Below are 20,039 nucleotides of genomic sequence, written 5' to 3' on the forward strand. Positions count from 1 at the left end.
ATTAAATGGGGTTTAAAGAATACTTTTACCGTATTCCATCGGCGACAGGCCAAAATAGCTGGCAACCGTCTGACCAATGTCGGCGAAGGTGTCGCGATAGCCGTAATCGCCCGGTTTCACGCCTGGGCCGTAGATCAGCACCGGGATATGCTCGCGGGTGTGCTCGGTGCCGCGCCAGCTTGGGTCACAGCCATGGTCGGCGGTGAGGATCAGAATATCGCCCTCTTTGACCAGCGCCATCAGCTCCGGCAGGCGGCGGTCAAACAGCTCGAGACCACCGGCATAGCCAGGGATATCGCGGCGATGTCCCCACGTTGAGTCGAAATCAACGAAGTTGGTGAACACAATACTGTTATCCGGGGCAATTTTCATCTCTTCAACGGTAACGTCAAACAGCGCGTCCAGCCCGGTGGCTTTCACCTTTTTGGTGATGCCAACGTGGGCATAGATATCCGCGATTTTGCCGACGGAGATCACTTCCCCACCCTGCTCGTCCACCAGTTTTTTCAGGATGGTCGGGGCCGGAGGCTCCACCGCCAGGTCATGACGGTTCCCGGTGCGCTCAAAGCTGCCCGGCTTATCACCAACAAACGGACGGGCGATCACGCGGCCGATATTGTAACCGCCTTCGGTCAGCGCTTCGCGCGCTATTTCGCACAGCGCATACAGACGGTCAAGGCCGAAGGTCTCTTCATGGCAGGCAATCTGGAATACCGAGTCGGCGGAGGTATAGAAAATCGGCTTGCCGGTTTTCATATGCTCTTCGCCGAGCTGGTCGAGGATCACCGTACCGGAGGAGTGGCAGTTGCCGAGATAACCCGGCAGATTGGCTTTTTCCACCAGCAGGTCGAGCAGCTCCTGCGGGAAGCTGTTCTCCACGTCGCTGAAATAGCCCCAGTCAAACAGCACCGGCACCCCGGCGATTTCCCAGTGGCCGGACGGCGTATCTTTCCCGGAGGAGAGCTCGCTGGCGTAGGCATAAGCGCCAATAATTTCGGCCTCTTTGTCCAGCCCCGGCGGGAATTTCCCGGTTGAGGCCTCTGCCGCTTTGCCCAACCCTAAGGCGGTCAGATTCGGCAGATGGAGTGGGCCCTTACGCCCTTTGTCTGCTTCACCCCTGAAGCACGCCTCGGCGATATGGCCGAGCGTATCCGAGCCTTCATCACCGAACTTGTCGGCGTCTTTACTGGAGCCGATTCCAAAGGAATCGAGCACCATGATAAATGCACGTTTCATCCTGGTCTCCTGCGCGATTGTCGCGATAGGCATTAAAAAAATGCGATCAGAACAGAATACTCGTTATTGCGAGATTCTGCGATAGATAACCGGCGTTACCTGCGGCTGTTCACTGCCCACCGCCACCGCGCGCTTCACGGCGGCGGCGGCTTCCTGCCAGCTGGCTTCCGTCGCCGCGTGGATCACTGCCAGCGGGCGCTGCGCATCAACGCTGTCGCCCAGCTGCGCCATCTCGCTGAAGCCAACGCTGTAATCAATGCTGTCGCTGGCACGACGACGCCCGCCGCCCATCGATACCACGGCCATTCCCAGCGCGCGCGTATCCATGGCACCGACGATCCCCGGCCGGTCGGCATACACCGCTTTGCTCAGCATCGGCGCGGGCAGGTAGTGGTCCATACGCTCGATAAAGTCCAGCGGACCTTTCTGCGCCGCCACCATGCGGCCGAAGATTTCGGCGGCACGGCCATTGTCCAGCACCGCCTGCAGCTTCGCCTGCGCCTCCTGCGCCGTCGCGGCCAGGCCGCCGGAGATCAGCATTTCGCTGCACAGCGCCATCGTCACCTCCAGCAGGCGCGGGTTGCGGTAAGCCCCGGTGAGGAACTGCACCGCTTCGCGCACTTCCAGCGCATTGCCAGCGCTGGAGGCCAGCACCTGGTTCATATCGGTCAGCAGCGCGGTGGTTTTGCAACCCGCGCCGTTGGCCACGCCGACTATCGCCTGCGCCAGCGATTCCGACAGTTCATAGGTCGGCATAAACGCGCCTGACCCTACTTTCACATCCATCACCAGTGCATCCAGCCCTTCAGCCAGTTTTTTCGCGAGGATCGAGGCGGTAATCAGCGGAATAGAGTCGACGGTCGCGGTGATATCGCGCGTGGCGTAGAAGCGTTTATCCGCCGGCGCCAGCGAGTTAGTCTGGCCGATAATCGCCACGCCAACGTCTTTAATAATCTGACGGAAGCGGTCATCTTCCGGGAAAATGTCAAAACCGGGGATCGCTTCCAGCTTGTCCAGCGTGCCGCCGGTGTGCCCCAGGCCGCGCCCGGAGATCATTGGCACGTAGCCGCCGCAGGCCGCCACCATCGGGCCCAGCATCAGCGAGGTCACGTCGCCGACGCCGCCGGTGGAGTGCTTATCCACCACCGGGCCATTGAGGTTCAGCGCCTTCCAGTTCAGTACCGAACCAGAATCACGCATCGCCATGGTCAGCGCCACGCGCTCCGGCAGCGACATATCGTGGAAGTAGATGGTCATTGCCAGCGCGGCAATCTGCCCTTCTGACACCGTGTTGTCGCGCACGCCGTTGATAAAGAAGCGGATCTCTTCTTCACTCAGCGCCTGACCATCACGTTTTTTACGAATAATTTCTTGTGGCAGGAACACGCTAACCCCCGGTATTTAAGTTGAAAATCGAACAACGGATTTACGGGCCGGGCATGCCCGGCCCCTACGGGTAAACAGCACGTTTGCCTGTGCCGCCGTCTCGCATCAGCATGCCCGACGGCGGCGAGTTATGCACCGTCGTAGGGGTCAGGCATGCCTGACCCGCATGCCGGAATTAATATTTGCTGTCGCTGGTCGCACCGCTGTGCCCTGCCGCATTCAGCAGGCTGGCTAACAGGCTGGAAGCGCCAAAGCGGAAATGGCGCGCATCGGCCCACTCCGCCCCCAGGATGTCATCGGCCAGCTTGAGGTAGATCGCCGCATCGTCAGCGGTGCGCACGCCGCCAGCAGGCTTAAAGCCCACCTGCTGCTTCACGCCCTGCTCGGCAATCACGCGCATCATAATCTCTGCGACTTCTGGCGTCGCATTGACCGGCACTTTACCGGTCGAGGTTTTAATAAAGTCCGCACCCGCTTTGATGGCGATTTCGGAGGCTTTACGGATCAGCGCTTCCTCTTTCAGCTCACCGGTTTCAATAATCACTTTTAACAGCACGTTTGCCGCAGAGCAGGCATCTTTACAGGCTTTTACCAGCTCAAAGCCGACGGTTTCATTACCGGCAATCAGCGCACGGTACGGGAATACCACGTCCACTTCGTCCGCGCCGTAAGCGATAGCAGCACGGGTTTCCGCCAGCGCGATATCAATATCGTCGTTGCCGTGTGGGAAGTTGGTGACGGTCGCGATGCGGATATCCGGAGTGCCCTGCTCGCGCAGCGTTTTACGCGCAATCGGGATAAAGCGCGGGTAGATGCAGATGGCGGCGGTGTTTCCGGCAGGGGATTTCGCCTGATGGCACAGCGCGATCACTTTCGCATCGGTGTCATCGTCATTCAGGGTGGTGAGATCCATCAGCTGCAGCGCGCGCAGCGCCTGAGTTTTTACATCGGACATGGTTGTCTCCAGACAATTTAGCAGCAGGCACGGTCAGCGCACCTGATAATGTTAAAATTATAACAGCCCGTGGCGAGCTATTTTGCGTGTAGTTTCACATTAAAAAGATGACAGTTGCACCATTATTGCATGAATAGTGACGCCCATCACAATTTAACCGCATGGCGCCCTGAGCGGCACGCAATAACGCAGCCACAGCCAGCCAGAAGAAAATGTTATAATTATAACATTTCATCTTCAAGGCAAAACAGGTCTCTCAGAAGTGTAGCCCGTGCTTCACAGGCCAAAGAGCGTGCGGGTGTTTTGGCGCAGGGTTTCAGCAATTTGCTCAGGGGATTCGGGGCGCAGTTCACACAGGGCCTGCCACACCTCTTTTACCCGTTCCGGGCGGTTGGGCTGGCCCTGAAAGCCCTGCAGCGGCATATCGGGGGAGTCGGTTTCCAGCAGCAGCGAAGAGAGCGGCAGGCGGGCAAGGGTATTGCGGGTTTTGCTGGCGCGCTCATAGGTGATGGTGCCACCGACGCCAATCGAATATCCGGCGCGAATGAAGGCCAGCGCCTGCTGTTCGCTGCCGGCAAAGCCATGCACCACGCCACGGCGCGGCAGCGCAATGCGCCGCAGGTGCAGCGCCAGCTTGTCATGAGTGCGGCGTGAATGGAGGATCACCGGCAGATCGTAGTCACGCGCCAGCCGCAGCTGCGCATCCAGCAGCGCCTGCTGACGTTCAAACTGCGGATTGTCGATAAACAGATCGAGGCCGATCTCCCCAATCGCCACCAGCTTTGGCGGGCGTGCTTTTAAATGCTGTTCCAGCGCTGCCAGCTGCGGCTCACCGTGTTCGGCAATCGCCATCGGGTGCATGCCCAGCGCGGCATAGACAGCGTCATGCTGCTTTGCCAGCGCCAGCACGCCGGCAAAGCGCTGCGCCGACACGCCCACCGCAATGATCTTCTCCACCCCGGCAGCGGCGGCACGCGCCAGGCTGGCGGCCTCGTCACCGACAAACGGCGGAAAATCAAAGTGACAGTGGGTATCGACAAAACGCATTGTCATGCCAGCGATCCTTTATCGTAATCGGTTTCATTACCCACCAGCGGGTCGAGAATAATCCCCTGGCGATCCGGCTCATTCGCCACCGGCGCAGGTGGCACCACAATATGACGACGCACCACGCTGTCACCGCCATTCAGCCACTGGCCGACGGTGGCGAGGAAGTAACGCCCGCAGCGGCGGCCCAGATGATAATCTTTATTCAGTGAGGCGACCCGGCTGCCGAGCGCCATACTGGCGAGCGGGCGCGGCGGGTAGATCTCAATAATGCGCAGATTATCCGGCGGGTTATCGATAAAGCTCTGAATTTGGTGATAGCTCTCTTCGTGCACCTGCATAATGTTGATCAGCGGCTGCAAAGCGCCCTCACTCAGCCAGCGCTCCACGCGCTTCAGCCACTGCGGAGTATAGGTCATCTGAGAGGGGACCGTGCGGATCACCACAATGGTATCTGCCCCGCGCCGCGCCGCTTCACGCACCGGGATCGCATCACGGATACCGCCGTCCAGATAGCTGACGCCCGCCAGATCCACCCCGGGGCGATAAAAACCGGGAATAGCGCTGGAGGCTTTAATAATGTCGTGCCAGTTATCCGCCGTCGGCGCGAAGTAGCTTGGGGTGTAGTCGTCGCTACGGCAGGCGCACATATAAAATTCGCGCCCGTCAGCAAACATTTTTTCGGCAGCGCTGAGCGCCAGCGGGAACTCAGAACGGGTAATATCCACCAGCCAGTCGAGATCGATCAAGTGACCACCGCGCACAAAGCGCATCGGGTCAAAAAACAGTTTACTGGTGGTGTAGCGGGTGATGACGCGCCGCGCGTAGCCGGGCTGTGCGCAGACGAAAGCGGAAAGGTTTTGTGCCCCGGCGGAGGTGCCGAGCATCAGGTCGAAAGGATTGAAGTGAGCACGCTGAAACTCATCCAGCACTCCCGCGGTAAAGATACCGCGCTGCCCACCCCCTTCGCACACCAGAGCAATTCTGCCCGGGGTGAAAGGTTTTAACGCCAGCGGCTCAATATTGCCGAGGGTTATCGGGATGCGTATGCCCAAGCCAGGTATCCTCTCAGATGAAAAAGAGAGGATACCTGTTATCAGTCAAATCTGTGAGGCGCTTCTTGCTCTCAGATGTAACGTTTGGAAACTAGAGTTTTTTACGACCGGTAAACAGGCTGACCAGGAAGATAATGATACCGACAACGAAGACAATTTTTGCTGCCCATGCTGCTGTACCAGCCAGACCACCAAACCCTAACGCAGCTGCAATCAGTGCGATAATCAGGAAGATAATACCCCAACGAAACATAAGCCTCTCCTTACCAGTAGTGTATTCAAACTGTTTTTATCATTCAGCTCACGGCTTGTGGCTGAACGTTATTCTTTGCAGGTCTGACAGTGGTGGCCCCCGCAGAGCGAAGGCCGCCGGGTAATTACGATTTAACCACTAAATCGTTTTTAACACTTTTCACGCCATCAATGGCCTTGGCAATACCTTCAGCGCGTTCTGACTGCGCCTGCGTTTTCACCGTACCGGACAGCTGCACCACGCCATTAGTGGTTTCCACTTTCACATTACGTGACGGTACGATGTCATCTGCTAACAGTTTAGCTTTAATTTCAGAGGTTGTTGCCGTATCTCCAGCGTAACCTTTCATTGTCTGCTTAGTGCTGTCTTTTACGTGTAGTTTGTCGCTAACCGATTTCACGCCTTCAACTTTACCCGCGACCGCTACAGCCTTCTCGGCCTGGTCCTGGGAAGTCACGAAGCCGTTCAGAGTGACAACGCCACTGTGGGTTTCGACAGAAATATCGGTACTTTTAATCGCTTCGTCATCGACAAGGGCTGCTTTCACCTTCGCCGTTACGCCGCTGTCGTCCATGTAGCCACCGACTTTTTTCATTGAGCTATCGATTTTCGAACCCGCGCTGTCGGCGGTAGACTCCGCTTTGCCCGTCATAGTGTCCGCTGCCATCGCAGAGCCACCAGCCAGTACCGAACCTACCATTACCGCCATCAGAGTTTTTGCAATCTTAGTGTTGATCATCGATTCGTTCCTTTTGATTAGTACCACTCACAACGGTGAGCTTTTCAGCCACAAACGGCGTGGCTGTAGTTGTCGGCCAGATGGAGCTTAGCCCGTGAACGTTGCAGCAACCGCGCCGCATATTTTGCGTCCTGTAGAAATCAATATAGACGGTAATCAGGATTTCACCGGGGATAGTGGTTGAATTGATGGATAAAGCAGCAGAAAAGAGAGTGTTTAGGAGGAGTCTGTAAGATTGTAGGGGCCGATCTTTTTTTTCGATCGGCCCTAAGAAGATTAATGCTCGCGGGTTTTACGGAACACCACGTCAGGATAACGCTCCTGGGTAATGTTGAGGTTCACCATGGTTGGCGCGATGTAGGTCAGGTTATCGCCGCCGTCGAGCGCCAGGTTAACTTCATTCTTACGCTGGAACTCATCAAACTTCTTCGCGTCGCTGCACTCTACCCAGCGGGCGGTAGAGACGTTAATCGCTTCGTAGATCGCTTCCACGTTGTATTCGCTTTTCAGGCGCGCAACCACCACGTCGAACTGCAGGACACCCACCGCGCCCACGATCAGATCGTTGTTGTGGACCGGGCGGAACACCTGCACGGCGCCCTCTTCCGACAGCTGCACCAGCCCTTTCAGCAGCTGTTTCTGCTTCAGCGGGTCGCGCAGACGAATGCGGCGGAACAGCTCAGGGGCGAAGTTCGGTATACCGGTGAACTTCATGTTCTCACCCTGGGTAAAGGTGTCGCCGATCTGGATGGTGCCGTGGTTGTGCAGGCCGATAATATCGCCCGGATAGGCCTCTTCCACGTGCGAACGGTCACCGGCCATAAAGGTCAGCGCGTCGGCGATGGTGACATCTTTACCGGTGCGCACCTGGCGCAGCTTCATGCCTTTTTCATATTTACCGGACACCACGCGCATAAACGCCACGCGGTCGCGGTGTTTCGGGTCCATGTTGGCCTGAATCTTAAACACGAAGCCGGTAAATTTCTCATCGGCAGCGGTGACGGTGCGCAGATCGGTATCGCGCGGCATCGGCGATGGCGCCCACTCAACCAGCCCGTCGAGCATGTGGTCAACGCCAAAGTTACCCAGCGCAGTCCCGAAGAACACCGGGGTTAGCTGGCCTGCCAGGAACAGCTCGCGGTCAAACTCGTGCGATGCGCCCTGCACCAGCTCCAGCTCGTCGCGCAGCTGCCCGGCGAGATCTTCACCGATGGCGGCGTCCAGCTCCGGGTTATCCAGCCCTTTAACCACGCGCACTTCCTGAATGGTATGACCCTTACCGGTCTGGTACAGGTAGGTTTCATTTTTATACAGGTGGTAAACGCCCTTAAACAGCTTGCCGCAGCCGATTGGCCAGGTGATTGGCGCACAGGCGATTTTCAGCTCGCTCTCAACTTCGTCCATCACTTCCATTGGGTCGCGGATGTCACGGTCGAGCTTGTTCATAAAGGTCAGGATCGGCGTGTCGCGCAGACGGGTCACTTCCATCAGCTTACGGGTACGATCCTCAACGCCTTTCGCGGCGTCGATCACCATCAGACAGCAGTCAACCGCCGTCAGAGTACGGTAAGTATCTTCGGAGAAGTCTTCGTGCCCCGGGGTGTCCAGCAGGTTGACCAGGCTATCGCGATAGGGGAACTGCATCACCGAGGTAGTAATGGAGATACCGCGCTGTTTTTCCATCTCCATCCAGTCGGACTTGGCGTGCTGGTTGGAGCCGCGGCCTTTTACCGTACCGGCGGTCTGGATCGCCTGTCCGAACAGCAGCACTTTTTCAGTGATGGTGGTTTTACCGGCATCCGGGTGCGAGATGATGGCAAAAGTGCGGCGGCGAGCCACCTCTTGCATAAAGGGTGCATTTGACATGAAAATTCTTCTACAGATGATGAATCATTAATGGCCGGCATTTTCGCCGATCCCGGCGTGAGAAACAATGAACAACGGCGCTTATTCAGCCGAATGGCCGACAAACGCCGTAAACAGCGGTCAGGACGGTCTTATCGCAGCCGATCGTTCGGCCTCGCACTCGGCCCGAATGCAGCAGCCTGCCAGATGATCGTTCACCAGCCCGAGCGCCTGCATCAGCGAGTAGGTCGCCACCGGCCCCACCCACGTCCAGCCGCGTTTTTTTAGCGCTTTTGACATCGCCTGCGCTTCCGGGCAGGTTTTCACCGTCTGCCAGTACGCCAGGTCAACCTGCGCCGGGCGCTGGTCCGCCGCAGGCTCAAACTGCCAGAACCACGCCGCCAGCGAACCCGCTTCGTCCACCAGCTCGATGGCCCGCTGCGCGTTATTAATGGTCGAGAGGATTTTAGCGCGGTTGCGCACGATACCCTTATCCGCCATCAGCCGGGCGATATCCTCATCGTTGAAGCGCGCCACCTGGCGAAAATCAAAGCAGGCAAACGCCAGGCGGAAGTTATCGCGCTTGTTATAAATCATCTTCCACGACATGCCGGAGAGAAATCCTTCCAGGCACACTTTTTCAAACAGCAGGATGTCATCCACCACCACCCGCCCCCACTCGCTATCGTGGTAATGCGGCATGGCAGGCTGCCAGGCACAGCAGGTGCGCCCGTCTGCGCTTAGGGTCAGCCCTGAAGCGGCAAGATCCACGTTATCCATTTAACGCTCTCCTTGTTTAACAGTGCTCTTTGAGGGTAAACGCCAACGCGCACGCAATGCTATACCTAATCGCATAATCCAACCTGTTCAACTACGTTTACTCCATCCCCACTTAACAAGGCCGTGTAAATTATGAGCGATAAAGAGTATCAGCCAGCAAAAGTCTGGAGCGAAAACAAAGCCCTCGGCGGCACCTGGGGCAGCATCAACCGCCCGACTGCCGGAGCGCGTTTTGACGCCGAGCTGCCGGTCGGCAAGCACCCGCTACAGCTCTATTCGATGGGCACGCCGAACGGCCAGAAGGTGACTATCCTGCTGGAAGAGCTGCTGGCGTTAAACGTGCAGGGCGCGGAGTATGACGCGCACCTGATCCGCATCGGCGACAGCGACCAGTTCTCCTCCGGTTTCGTTGCGCTGAACCCGAACTCGAAAATCCCGGCGCTGCTCGACACCACCACCATTCCCGGTACCCGCGTATTTGAGTCCGGCGCTATCCTGCTTTACCTCGCCGAGAAGTTTGGCCACTTCCTGCCGAAAGACCCGGCAGCGCGCACCGAAACGCTGAACTGGCTGTTCTGGCTGCAGGGCGCTGCGCCTTACCTGGGCGGTGGCTTTGGCCACTTCTACGCCTATGCACCGGTGAAAATCGAATACGCTATCGACCGCTTCACCATGGAAGCCAAGCGACAGCTCGACCTGCTCGACCAGCAGCTGGCGAAGCATCGTTATATTGCCGGGGATGATTACACGATTGCCGATATGGCGGTGTGGCCGTGGTACGGCGCGCTGGTGAAGGGGCTGATGTATGAGGCGGCGGAGTTTATTGATGCAGCATCGTACAAAAATCTGCTGCGCTGGACCGACGAAGTGGCAGCCCGCCCGGCGGTAAAACGCGGCCGCGTGGTTAACCGCACCTGGGGCCCGGAGAACGAGCAGCTGGCGGAGCGCCACGACGCGCAGGACTTTGCTAAGCTGGGGCTGTAAGAGCGGCAGAGGGCGGCCTGAGCCAGGCCGCCCAATCCCACCGGCATTTTGCCTTAAGCCTCACGGAGAGATACCGGCCGTGCCGTATAGAGTGGGATGTCGTGCTCACCGATAAGATGATTAATCAATGACTTTTATTTTAAGCGGCCTGACTTTGCTATATAACCACAGCCCGATAAAAGCCAGGGTACCAAAAATAGCAGTAAATCCCACCGTAATGAGCAGGCCACTAAATAGAGAAACAGGTAATGCAGCAATACCCGTAATGAGTTTATCGTTAAATTTCACCACGCCTGCACCGAATATACCGGCTATACCAATGATAGTGGACAACACCATTATTGATACCCCAAAGCCTATCAGCATCAGTTTGTATATTACCAGGCTACTGATTTTTTTATCGTTCATTCGCTATCCTTATTGCTATAGTTGAAGAAACACCTGCGTAAATTTAATCACACCATTCTACTTTGGCATAATCTTCCTGCTTTAGCATCCATTCACTTTGAGATAATCAAAGCTCTAGTATATTTGACTGAAGCAAAGGACTTATCGTATCACCCTCATTACACACACGTTCTATTTTGAATGTGGGAATTGGGTAGTCACTATCACTTTGCGATACAGCATTTTTAACAAACAATTTAATTGAAACATATTCACCCTGGCCATCAATGCCGATAACTGGCCATTTTTTATCTTTGCATGAAGACCAATCTCTCAACTCACTTCCAGGAATTACAGATGCCTGCTTAAACTCATTTTTAAATTTATTAAGAAAGCTTACACGGCTCAGGATTGAGTGGTTCTATTATCGCATTCGGTGACAGTCTTAACTGCCACCTTCGAAAAGCTGGCAGCTACGTAACATTATTTACAGAACCCGAACATAAAACCAAATATTTTTTTACTGCCATTCTCTCTTGGGTTACGCTAATCCGCTACAAACCAAAAAATAAACCCGGAAGGTTCTCAAGGATCACTTCCGGTTTCATTTAATTATATATATCTTTGTTTTCAGCTTTTTCTATAAAGAGTTCTTGCAATTCACCCTGTATTTCTTCATCTTTATAAGTAACAATAAAATCACCATCTATATTATCAGGATAATGAGAACCATCGAGAGTGCCTAGTATTACTGAAGCACTATCGGCAATTGCAACATCAATAAACCTTAAAACATCATCTTTGTCCGCATCACTTAGTTTAGCCAAAGCATTTCTTGCTTTAGCATAAACATCAGTATCGTTGTTAACTGTTTTTTTTAAAGATTTTTTATAACGCGAGGAGTTATCTTCAAATAACTCTTTGAAAATTGCATTAACTACCTGTTCATTAAGATTCATATATTCCTCATCACCTTAGCTCAGGGTACATTTTCTTGTTTAAATCGATAAGCTCCTGAAGTTTACTATTCGGCACTTCAGGGTAAACTCGCCTTAATTCTTTGATGTCTCTTGCGATAACATCTCTGGCATTTGTAAACGGCAATCCAGTGTTAGCATTTATTTTGCTTCTGGATACAATTCCAACACCTTCTTTCGATACGGTATGGCCAACACGCGGCACTAACATGGCAGGTGCAGTCATAGGATCATATCCTTCGACCAAATCTTTCATCAGGTTTTTCTGGCCCACGTGATGCGAGTCCAACCCAAGATTTAACCCCTTCACCGCATTCTTGTTGCCCTGATGAGAATTTACATCCCATTTTTCTGGCTTACAACCACTCAACCCCAGCGGATCCACCCACGTCAGCGGGTCCGGCACATAAGCATAGGTGTTCAGCCCCCCCGCCAGCCCTATCGGGTCCAGCTGGGTAAACCGCCCTGCCACCGGGTCGTAGTAGCGGAATAAATTGTAGTGAAGCCCGGTCTCCGCGTCAAAATACTGCCCCTGAAAGCGCAGGTTCTGCTTCAACCCGCGCGGGCTGCTCTCGCGCTCCGTTTCCCCCCAGGTGGAGAAAGTCCCCTGCCACACCACCTCGCCATACTGGTCGGTCATGCGCTCCGGCAGGCCGTTCAGCTCGCTGTGATACCAGTACGTTTCGCTGCTCTCGCCCACGCTGTCCACCCGCGCCAGCGGCTCCCAGCCGCCCTCCGCGTAGATATACTGCGTGCTGCGCGCAGGCTGACGGCTGCTCTGCTCGCCGACCATCTGCAGGCCGGTCCAGTGGAAAGTGACAATCTCGGCATCATCCGGTGACTCGCCGTGGCGATGCAGGATCTTCTGCGTACGCCGCCCAAGCAGGTCGTAGCGGTAGGCCACCCGGCTGAACTCGCGGTGGCCGCTCAGGGTCACCTCCGACACGCGGTGCTCGTCGTCCCAGGCGAAATGCTGCTCCACGCCGTCGCGCGCGGCGCGGCGCCACGTCAGGCGGCCAAAGCCGTCATACTGCCAGCGCGCCCCCTTCAGCCGCTGCAGCAGGTTGTGCCACACCACCTGCCCCGGTGCATCGGTGCGGTTGCCCGCCGGGTCATAGTGGAAGCGCTCCTCCTGCTGCGGGCGCAGCCTGCGCGTCACCTGCCCTTCGGCATCGTAGCCAAAGCGCTGCTGCGCAAACGGCGCTTCGCCGTCGGCGCTGACGCCGTTAATCAGCGTCTGCTGCGCCACCTGGTCAAGCCGGTCCCACTGATAGCGGCGTTCCAGCACCGGGCTGCGCCGCATCACAATGCGCCCGACGCGGTCATAGCGCGTCTCCAGGCTCAGCGCGCCCTGGCTGCGCACGATCTCGCGGTGCAGCGCGTCGCGCTGATAAGCCGTAATTTCCTGGTTCTGCCCGGCGTGCTGCAGGTTGAGCTGCAGCAGGTGCCCGCTGCCGTAACGCAGGAAATTCAGCGCCCGACCATCGGGGCGGCTGCTCTGGCTGAGGTTGCCCAGCGCATCATACTGATACTGCCACAGGCCGCCGTGGTTCTCCTCGCTCAGCAGGTTGCCGAGCGCGTCGCGGGTAAAGTTCAGCTCTTCCGCCCACGCTACCGCCTGGCCCGCAGACTGCGCCTGCTGCCACTGTGCCAGCGCCACTTTGCGCAGCGTGATGCCACGCGGCTGGTACCGGTACTCGGTGCGGTGCTCCGCCGTCTGCCGGGCGGTAATGCGGCCCAGCGCGTCATACTCCATCTTTGTGCTGTGTGCGGCCAGCGCTTCGCCCGCCTGCAGCAGCGGCTGCTGGGTTATCTCAACCACCTGGCCCTGCTGGTCATAGCGATAGCGCTTACGCCGCCCGGCGTAGTCAGTCTGCGCCAGCAGGCGCTCGCCGCTGTCGTACTCAAACTGCCAGCGGTCACTGTTGGCGTTGATCAATCCGGTCATGCGGCCAAAGCGATCGTACTGGTAACGGGTGACGTGCCCGGCGGGGCTGATCTCGCTGACAATCTGCCCGCGCACGTTGCGTTTTACCTTACGCTCGCTGAAGCCGTCAATATTCTCGCCGGTCAGTAGCCCGGCGGCATCGTACTCGTAAAGCGTCTCGCGCCCGTCCGGGCGGGTCAGCCGCTGCAAACGGCCCGCCGCGCTCCAGCGGTAGCGCGTGCAGTTACCGGCAGCGTCGGTGTGCGCTGCCAGCCGTCCGGCGGCATCATACTGGTTATGGCTCTGGTAGCCCGAGCAGTCCTCGTCATGCAGCAGCTGGCCGCGCTCATCCCAGGCGTAGCGGTGCGTATTCTCCAGCGCATCAATCGTGCAGGTCAGGTCGCCCTGCGCGTTCCACTGGTAGCGCGTCACGGCACCCTGCGGATCGGTTACCGCCACCACATCGCCCAGCGCGCTGTACTGATACTGCCAGGCGGCACCGTCCGGCATGACCTCCTGCTCCGGCAGCGCCCATACCGGGTGCCAGACGGTCAGCGTCGAGCGCCCCAGCGGATCTTTCACCTGCGTCAGGTTGGCGCGCTCGTCGTAGCCATACTCCCAGCGCTCACCCTGCGGGCCGGTGGTGCTGAGCAACAGTTCGCCCTGCGCCGCCCAGCGATAACGCCACTCCGCGCCGTAGCTGTCGGTGTAGTGAGTAATACGGTACAGCGCGTCCCAGCGATGCTCGCTGCTGCCCCCTGAAAGGCAGGTGACGGTGGCGCTGCGCGCCTGTTCATCCGCATCGATCAGCCAGTGCTCAAGGCTCTGTTCGCCATCGAGAACCTGATATTCGCTGACGCGCCAGTTCTCGCCGTCGGCGGCGGGCCGCCACTGATACGCCACCGTCAGGCCGGTGGCGTAGCTGTGCGAGGCCAGCAGATCGCTGGCGCGATCCCAGCCAAAGCAGCGGGTGGTGATGCCGTCCGCATCCTGCACCGCAATCAGCTGCCCCTGCGGGTTGTAGGCATAGCGCACCCGCAGCTGCGGCGCGCCGTCTACCTGCTGATGCACCGCCGCCAGCCGCCCGTGAGCATTCTCATAGCTGAGGCGCACTTCCAGCGCCTCATTGTCGCTGGCGATGGAGACCAGCTGCCCGGCGTCGTTCCAGCTGAAGTGCAGGCAGTTATCGTGGCGATCGTACTGGCGCGCAATGCGCCACTCGCCTTCGCGGGTCGGGTCCGGCTCGTAGAGGAAAAACTCCCCCTGCGCGGTCTGCATCACCACCACGCCCTGCAGGGTGCAGTACAGGGTAAAGCCATCTTCATGGAACTGGATCACATCACCTGGGCGCACTTCGCCCAGCCCCAGCTCGCGCCCGGACATATCGCGCCAGAGAAAATGCAGCGTACCGTCCGCTGCCTGCACGCGCAGCAGGCGGGTCTCAAACGGCAGCATCCAGCCGCTGCCCAGCATCCCGCTGGCGCGGTTGCGGCTATGGTAGATGCGCTGCCAGTAGAGCGGGATACGGTCCTGCAGCACAAAGTCGAGATCTTCCTGCCCGGCGAGGATCTTCGACCCCAGCGCAATATTGACCGGGTGCGCGGTCGCCATGGCGTTCTGCGCCAGCCTGCCAACGGCCGCCGCCGCCGCGTTCCCCACCGCTTCACCGCCGATGGCGCAGGCGGTTTTACGCACCGCCAGGCGCGCCATCAGGCGACTGACCGAGCGGTCAAGCATCTGCACGCCCAGCTGCCCCAGCTCCTTGCCGAGTCCGCCGCCAATCAGGTTGCCGGCAAAGTAGGCGAGGAAATTTTTACCGCTGCGGATGTCGCGCACCACGATGCTGTCGCCGCCGATGCGCACGCGCGGGTCGTCAGCAACTTCTATCTTCGCCTCGCAGGTGCTGCGGTGACCGTTGCGCACCGCCGGGTGGCCGTTAATCAGTACGCGCTTTGAGCCTTCCGCAAGAAAGTTTTCACTCTCCACCATATGCCCTTTGCTGCACGCCACGGTATCTTTATCCGACGGGGTCGCATAGGGGCTGGCGCTGGCCACGGTCGGCTGCACAATATCCTGGCCGACGTTTTTGAAGAAGTTACCTACCGAATCGGCGTTGATGCTGCTGATACTCTCGCCCAGTGCGCTGAGAAAAGCCCCCGGATGGCGCACGGTATCGGCCACGCTGGTGGCCATCGCCATAGCAATCGCCAGCGCGCCCGGCTCATCTTCCGCTTTCGGGGCCGGGGCGTTGAGAAAATCATGGTCGACTTTACCCGCCGCACGCGCCGCTTTTTTGCCCTTCATCAGCACGTTATCGGAACCGCTTGTAATCAGCGCATCCGGCGGGCCACGCATGCCGAGGGTATCCAGCAGGCCATCAACGGCGTCACTGACCATGCTGCCGATGCGCTCCGGAAAACCGTTGACCATCGCCCCCACCACCAGCGCGGCGCCAATCGCCACGCCAACACCGCTGGCGGCCATCGCCGCCCCGGCGGAGAACACCGCCAGATAGATCGCGCCTTCCACCAGCCCGGCGGCGAAGTCCCCCAGCAGCGAGCTGTGGACCAGCGGGTCGTCGATGCGCGCTGCGATTAACTCATCCGCCATCGCTTACGCCTCCCCGCCCGGCAACGGAGTGAATCCCTGACGGATCCCCTCCCAGGTGGCCAGCGCCGCCGCATCGAACTCGCCGCTGCAGCTAAACGTCACCGCCAGCAGATGCGTAGGCAGCATGACCACCAGCAGTTTTTGCGCCACGCGCACGCCCTGCGTCTCAAAGCGCATAGTGATTTCACGGGCAGGCAGCGGCCCGAAATGGCTCTCCTGCGGCTCATCGCCGGAGAACTTCTTCATATCTCGCTTAACTTTGGCAATCTGCTGGTCGATAAAAGCCTGCTCATCGCCCGCTTTCACCTCCCACGCGCGCGTCAGCACCAGCGTGGCGCGGCTTGCTGGCAGGCGCAGAATGGTCACGCTCTGATCCTGCGCCACTTCCGGCAGCGTCAGGGTGCCTTCCGACAGGTGATATTCGACTGGCTGGCTCATGAGTTGCTCCCTGAGTTGTTAAAGGCATCCTTCACTTTGGCGGTGATATCCGCCGGGGTTGGCTGCTGCGGGGCGGCCTGCGCGGGTTGCTTGACGTTGAGATCCAGCGTACCGCCGGTATTGATCTCGCCCTGCTGCGAGGCATTTATCTGGAAGTTAAGGCACTGCAGCGAGATAGTGCCGTTCGGGTCGAGGATCAGCATGCTGTCGCCGCTCAGCAGGCGAATGCCCTGACCTGAAGAGAGCAGGATCGCGCCCTGGCTATCAAGGCTGTAATCGCCGCCCACCAGCTCGCTGCGGTTCAGCTGGGTGGCATGGTTGTAGAGGCCACTCACCTTGCCGTCAAAGCTTTTTGCCACCGCCAGCGTCTGGTTACCGCCAACCGAGCGCGTCTCATCATTTTTAACGGTGGTGTCCATATTGCGCTCGGCCTGCACCCACAGCTGCTCCTCACCCGCTTTATCTTCAAAACGCAGGGCGTTGGCGTTATCCGGGGTACCGTCTTTTGAGCGGCTCATAAAGCCCATCTGCGTGGCGGCGGCGGGCAGCGCCCACGGCGGCATGCTGGCTTCGTTGTAAACGCGCCCGGTGATAATCGGCCGGTCCGGGTCGCCGTTGATAAAGTCGATCACCACCTCGTCATTCACGCGCGGGATCTGCACCCCGCCGAAACCCTGGCCCGCCCACGCGCTCGACACGCGCACCCAGCACGAGCTGGTGTCGTCGCCCTTCGCGTGTCGGTCCCAGTGAAACTTCACCTTCACCCGGCCATATTTGTCGGTCCAGATTGATTCACCCTGCGGCCCCACCACCTTCGCCGTCTGCGGACCGTGGGTGCGCGGCCACGCGGTGCGCTGCGCCGAGCGGAACTGCGTACTGGACGGGATCACCGTCAGCCACACCGTGTGGTTGCTCTCGCCCCCGCCGGACGCGTAGCTGTTCTCTTCAAAGTGGTACAGCGCGCTGAGGATCAGGTAGTCGTCGGCGTCACTGGCGAACGGCGGGTTGCTCAGCGTGAAGGTGCAGCCCGGCACGATGCCGGTCGAGGTCGCTTTGGCGTCGATGCGCTGGTGCTCCGCCTGCCACTCCTCCTGGCGGATGCGCGCGTAGAACTCGCCGTGGCTGTGCTCAACAAACCGCCCCGGCCACTCGTAGTAGTCAATCTTGCCCGGCTGCGGCGACGACGGGTTCTGCCGCGCCTGGAACATCCACGCGTTCGGCTTGCGGAAGTCGTAGTCGTCCAGGCTGTAGATGCCCGGCGTGACCCGCTCGGCTATCGACCATGCGCCAATCCCCTCTTCATCCGTCGAGCCGCCGGAGGCGGTGGCGTGGTAGGGGATAGCCTCATAGCCGGCGAACGCCTGGTGCTGCTGCGGCGCGTCGAACATCACCAGCGTGTGCTGCTCCGCGTCGTGGCGGAAGAAGAAGTAGATCCCCTCCAGCTCCATCAGGCGCGAGATAAAGTCGTAGCTGCTCTCCTGGTACTGCACGCAGTACTCCCACGTGCGGTAGTCCCCCGCCAGCCTGTCCTCCACGTTGACCCCGTACTCGCCGAGCACGGTTTTGATGATGTCCGGCAGCCGCTGGTTCTGGAAGATGCGCTGGTTGCGGTCGCGCTTCAGCGGCCACAGGTCGGACTCCATCACCAGGGTGTACACCGCGTAGCGCGTGCCGTTCAGGTCGGCGCTGTGCACCTTCACCGAGGTGATTTTGCCGTTGAGGTAGCGCGGCGCGGCGGCCAGCGCGGTGGTGGGAATGGTCAGCGTGATCGGCTGGCCGAGCATCGCCCGGCGGTCAAGGCGCGCGTCGGTGCTGAGCAGCGTCACGGTCAGCTCAAAGCTGCGCGAGACCACTTCCATTCCCTCCAGCTTCCAGAACTGCAGGGTGCCGTCTCCGGCGGGGGTGGTGGCGGTAATACGATCAAACATTATCTTGCTCCCTGAATGCGGTGCCCGCACGCGGCGGGCGATAGCGTCAGCTCTGCGGGTTCAGCAGCCACGCACCTTCCTGCTCAATAGTGATGCTCTGACTGCGGGTTTCACCGCGATTGGTGACGTCAAACTGGTAGTTGCCAGGCGGCAGCTGCAGGGTGGCGAAGCCGTTTGGCGACGGCACCAGCGCTTCGGCTTTACCGTTCACCTGCACTTTGTCGCCCGGCTGCAGCCGGATATAGACCTGGGCAATCGGCTCCGGCGGCGGCGGTGCGGCAGCAGGCGTCGCCGCCGCTTCTGGCGCTGCCGCAGCACTGTTAGCGGGCGCGGCATTGCTGGCGGTCTGCTGCGCAGGCGTCTCAGCCGGCGCCTGCGCGGCCACCGGGGCATCATCGCCGCCGGATGAACCCATCAGCACCCCAACGCCGATCCCCACCAGCACCCCGGCCGCCACCAGGCCCGGCAGCATAAAGCGCTGCAGCCTGTTAACCGGGGTGGGCGCTTGCGCTTCTGGCTCAACCGGCACCAGCATGGTGCCCGGTCCGCTGACTTTCACTTCGTGGATCTCGTTGATGTCAGAGACCGGCAGCTCCATCAGTGCGGCAAAGGCATCGACGGTCTGCGGGCGATCTTCCGGGTGCAGCGCCAGCGCCTGGTCAATGGCGTCAAGCAGCGGCAGCGAGTAGCCCGCCGGGCGGCGCTCCGTCAGCGGCTGGTAGCTGTCTTCAATGCTGCGCACCACGCTGACGGTCGGCGGCGTGCCGACAATCAGGGTGTGCAGCACTGCGCCAAGCGCATAGATATCGGTCCAGGTGCCCTGCTCGCTCTCGTTGTCGTCGCTGTACTGCTCAATCGGCGCGAAGCCAGGCTTGAGCATGGTTTCGGTTTCGTCGGACAGGTTGCCGATCGCCTTACGCGCCGAGCCAAAGTCGAGCAGCACCGGCACCCCGTTATCCTGGATCTGGATGTTATCCAGCGAGATATCACGGTGCAGGTAGCCCTCCTGGTGGATGGCGTTAATCGCGCCAAACAGCGGCGGTAGCAGGCGGCGGATCCAGGCCTCGTCGATGATCTGCGGCCGCTGCTGGTGCAGCTGCGACAGCGTGGTGCCGCTGTAAAACGCGGTACACATGTAGGCGGTGTCGTTCTGCACCCAGAAGCGCAGCACGTGCAGCAGGTTCGGGTGGTTAAAACGCGCCAGCAGGCGCGCTTCCTGAATAAAGCTGTTCAGCCCGGCGTGAAAGGTTTTACTGAAGTGCTCGCTGCGCAGCACCAGCGTCAGGTCGCTGTTACGCGCCGCCAGTGAGGCGGGCATAAACTCTTTGATGGCGATGGTGCGCTCCAGCTGATGGTCGCGGGCGCGATAGACAATGCCAAAGCCGCCGCCGCCAATCACCTGCTCAATCTCAAACTCATTGAAGCGGTAGCCGACCGGCAGTGCGTTCGGCACCGTGCGGTTGTTATCATGTTCAGACATTATGGATAACTC

General features: G+C 59.0%; 16 protein-coding genes. 1 reads left to right on the top strand and 15 read right to left on the bottom strand.

All coding sequences use genetic code 11. The features are described from left to right. Positions 1–12: 12 nt before the first annotated feature. The 9 genes from deoB to ID864_RS05635 all read right to left on the bottom strand — a co-directional run bounded on the left by deoB (position 13) and on the right by ID864_RS05635 (position 9,296). Positions 13–1,236 (bottom strand): phosphopentomutase, encoded by a 1,224-nt coding sequence (gene deoB / locus ID864_RS05595; RefSeq protein WP_191149532.1) that lies wholly within the window; start codon positions 1,234–1,236, stop codon positions 13–15. A 63-nt stretch (positions 1,237–1,299) separates the two neighbouring features. Then, the gene (deoA, locus tag ID864_RS05600) at positions 1,300–2,622 is read right to left on the bottom strand and encodes a thymidine phosphorylase (RefSeq protein WP_048914749.1); all 1,323 of its coding nucleotides are present in this window, start codon (positions 2,620–2,622) and stop codon (positions 1,300–1,302) included. Between the two features lie 175 nt (positions 2,623–2,797). Then, complete coding sequence (deoC, locus tag ID864_RS05605) at positions 2,798–3,577, bottom strand: deoxyribose-phosphate aldolase (RefSeq protein ID WP_048914748.1); 780 nt, start codon at positions 3,575–3,577, stop codon at positions 2,798–2,800. A gap of 276 nt (positions 3,578–3,853) precedes the next feature. Next, on the bottom strand, positions 3,854–4,630 hold the full coding sequence (locus ID864_RS05610) for a TatD family hydrolase (RefSeq protein WP_048914747.1): 777 nt from the start codon (positions 4,628–4,630) through the stop codon (positions 3,854–3,856). Next, on the bottom strand, positions 4,627–5,679 hold the full coding sequence (locus tag ID864_RS05615) for a patatin-like phospholipase family protein (RefSeq protein ID WP_133624627.1): 1,053 nt from the start codon (positions 5,677–5,679) through the stop codon (positions 4,627–4,629). The genes ID864_RS05610 and ID864_RS05615 overlap by 4 nt, the downstream gene beginning before the upstream one ends. Before the next feature lie 91 nt (positions 5,680–5,770). Beyond that, positions 5,771–5,932 (bottom strand): DUF1328 domain-containing protein, encoded by a 162-nt coding sequence (locus tag ID864_RS05620; RefSeq protein WP_072166347.1) that lies wholly within the window; start codon positions 5,930–5,932, stop codon positions 5,771–5,773. 124 nt (positions 5,933–6,056) lie between these two features. Next, positions 6,057–6,671, bottom strand: coding sequence for a molecular chaperone OsmY (gene osmY / locus ID864_RS05625; RefSeq protein WP_048914745.1), 615 nt, complete (start codon positions 6,669–6,671; stop codon positions 6,057–6,059). A gap of 276 nt (positions 6,672–6,947) precedes the next feature. Beyond that, positions 6,948–8,537: a peptide chain release factor 3 gene (gene prfC, locus ID864_RS05630; RefSeq protein ID WP_048914744.1), complete on the bottom strand. Its 1,590-nt coding sequence runs from the start codon at positions 8,535–8,537 to the stop codon at positions 6,948–6,950. 120 nt (positions 8,538–8,657) lie between these two features. Continuing rightward, positions 8,658–9,296: a DNA-3-methyladenine glycosylase I gene (locus ID864_RS05635; protein WP_191149533.1), complete on the bottom strand. Its 639-nt coding sequence runs from the start codon at positions 9,294–9,296 to the stop codon at positions 8,658–8,660. 132 nt (positions 9,297–9,428) lie between these two features. On the opposite strand from ID864_RS05635, the gene yghU reads away from it, so the two are divergent. Further along, complete coding sequence (yghU, locus tag ID864_RS05640) at positions 9,429–10,280, top strand: glutathione-dependent disulfide-bond oxidoreductase (protein ID WP_048914742.1); 852 nt, start codon at positions 9,429–9,431, stop codon at positions 10,278–10,280. A 120-nt stretch (positions 10,281–10,400) separates the two neighbouring features. Here the strand turns inward: yghU and ID864_RS05645 are convergent, their stop codons facing one another. From ID864_RS05645 to ID864_RS05670, 6 genes are all read right to left on the bottom strand, one after another. Next, the gene (locus ID864_RS05645; RefSeq protein ID WP_187497924.1) at positions 10,401–10,688 is read right to left on the bottom strand and encodes a hypothetical protein; all 288 of its coding nucleotides are present in this window, start codon (positions 10,686–10,688) and stop codon (positions 10,401–10,403) included. A 587-nt stretch (positions 10,689–11,275) separates the two neighbouring features. Then, positions 11,276–11,626, bottom strand: a complete 351-nt coding sequence (locus ID864_RS05650) for a hypothetical protein (RefSeq protein WP_191149534.1) — start codon at positions 11,624–11,626, stop codon at positions 11,276–11,278. A 10-nt stretch (positions 11,627–11,636) separates the two neighbouring features. Beyond that, positions 11,637–16,181 (bottom strand): RHS repeat-associated core domain-containing protein, encoded by a 4,545-nt coding sequence (locus tag ID864_RS05655; RefSeq protein WP_191149535.1) that lies wholly within the window; start codon positions 16,179–16,181, stop codon positions 11,637–11,639. 3 nt (positions 16,182–16,184) lie between these two features. Next, entirely contained in the window at positions 16,185–16,619 is a 435-nt protein-coding gene (locus ID864_RS05660; RefSeq protein WP_191149536.1) for a DcrB-related protein, read from the bottom strand. Then, positions 16,616–18,547: a type VI secretion system Vgr family protein gene (locus ID864_RS05665; RefSeq protein WP_191149537.1), complete on the bottom strand. Its 1,932-nt coding sequence runs from the start codon at positions 18,545–18,547 to the stop codon at positions 16,616–16,618. The genes ID864_RS05660 and ID864_RS05665 overlap by 4 nt, the downstream gene beginning before the upstream one ends. 46 nt (positions 18,548–18,593) lie before the next feature. Further along, entirely contained in the window at positions 18,594–20,027 is a 1,434-nt protein-coding gene (locus tag ID864_RS05670) for a serine/threonine protein kinase (RefSeq protein ID WP_191149538.1), read from the bottom strand. Positions 20,028–20,039 lie beyond the last annotated feature (12 nt).

Origin of the sequence: Erwinia aphidicola, assembly GCF_014773485.1 — a bacterium.
GTDB classification, from domain to species: domain Bacteria; phylum Pseudomonadota; class Gammaproteobacteria; order Enterobacterales; family Enterobacteriaceae; genus Erwinia; species Erwinia aphidicola.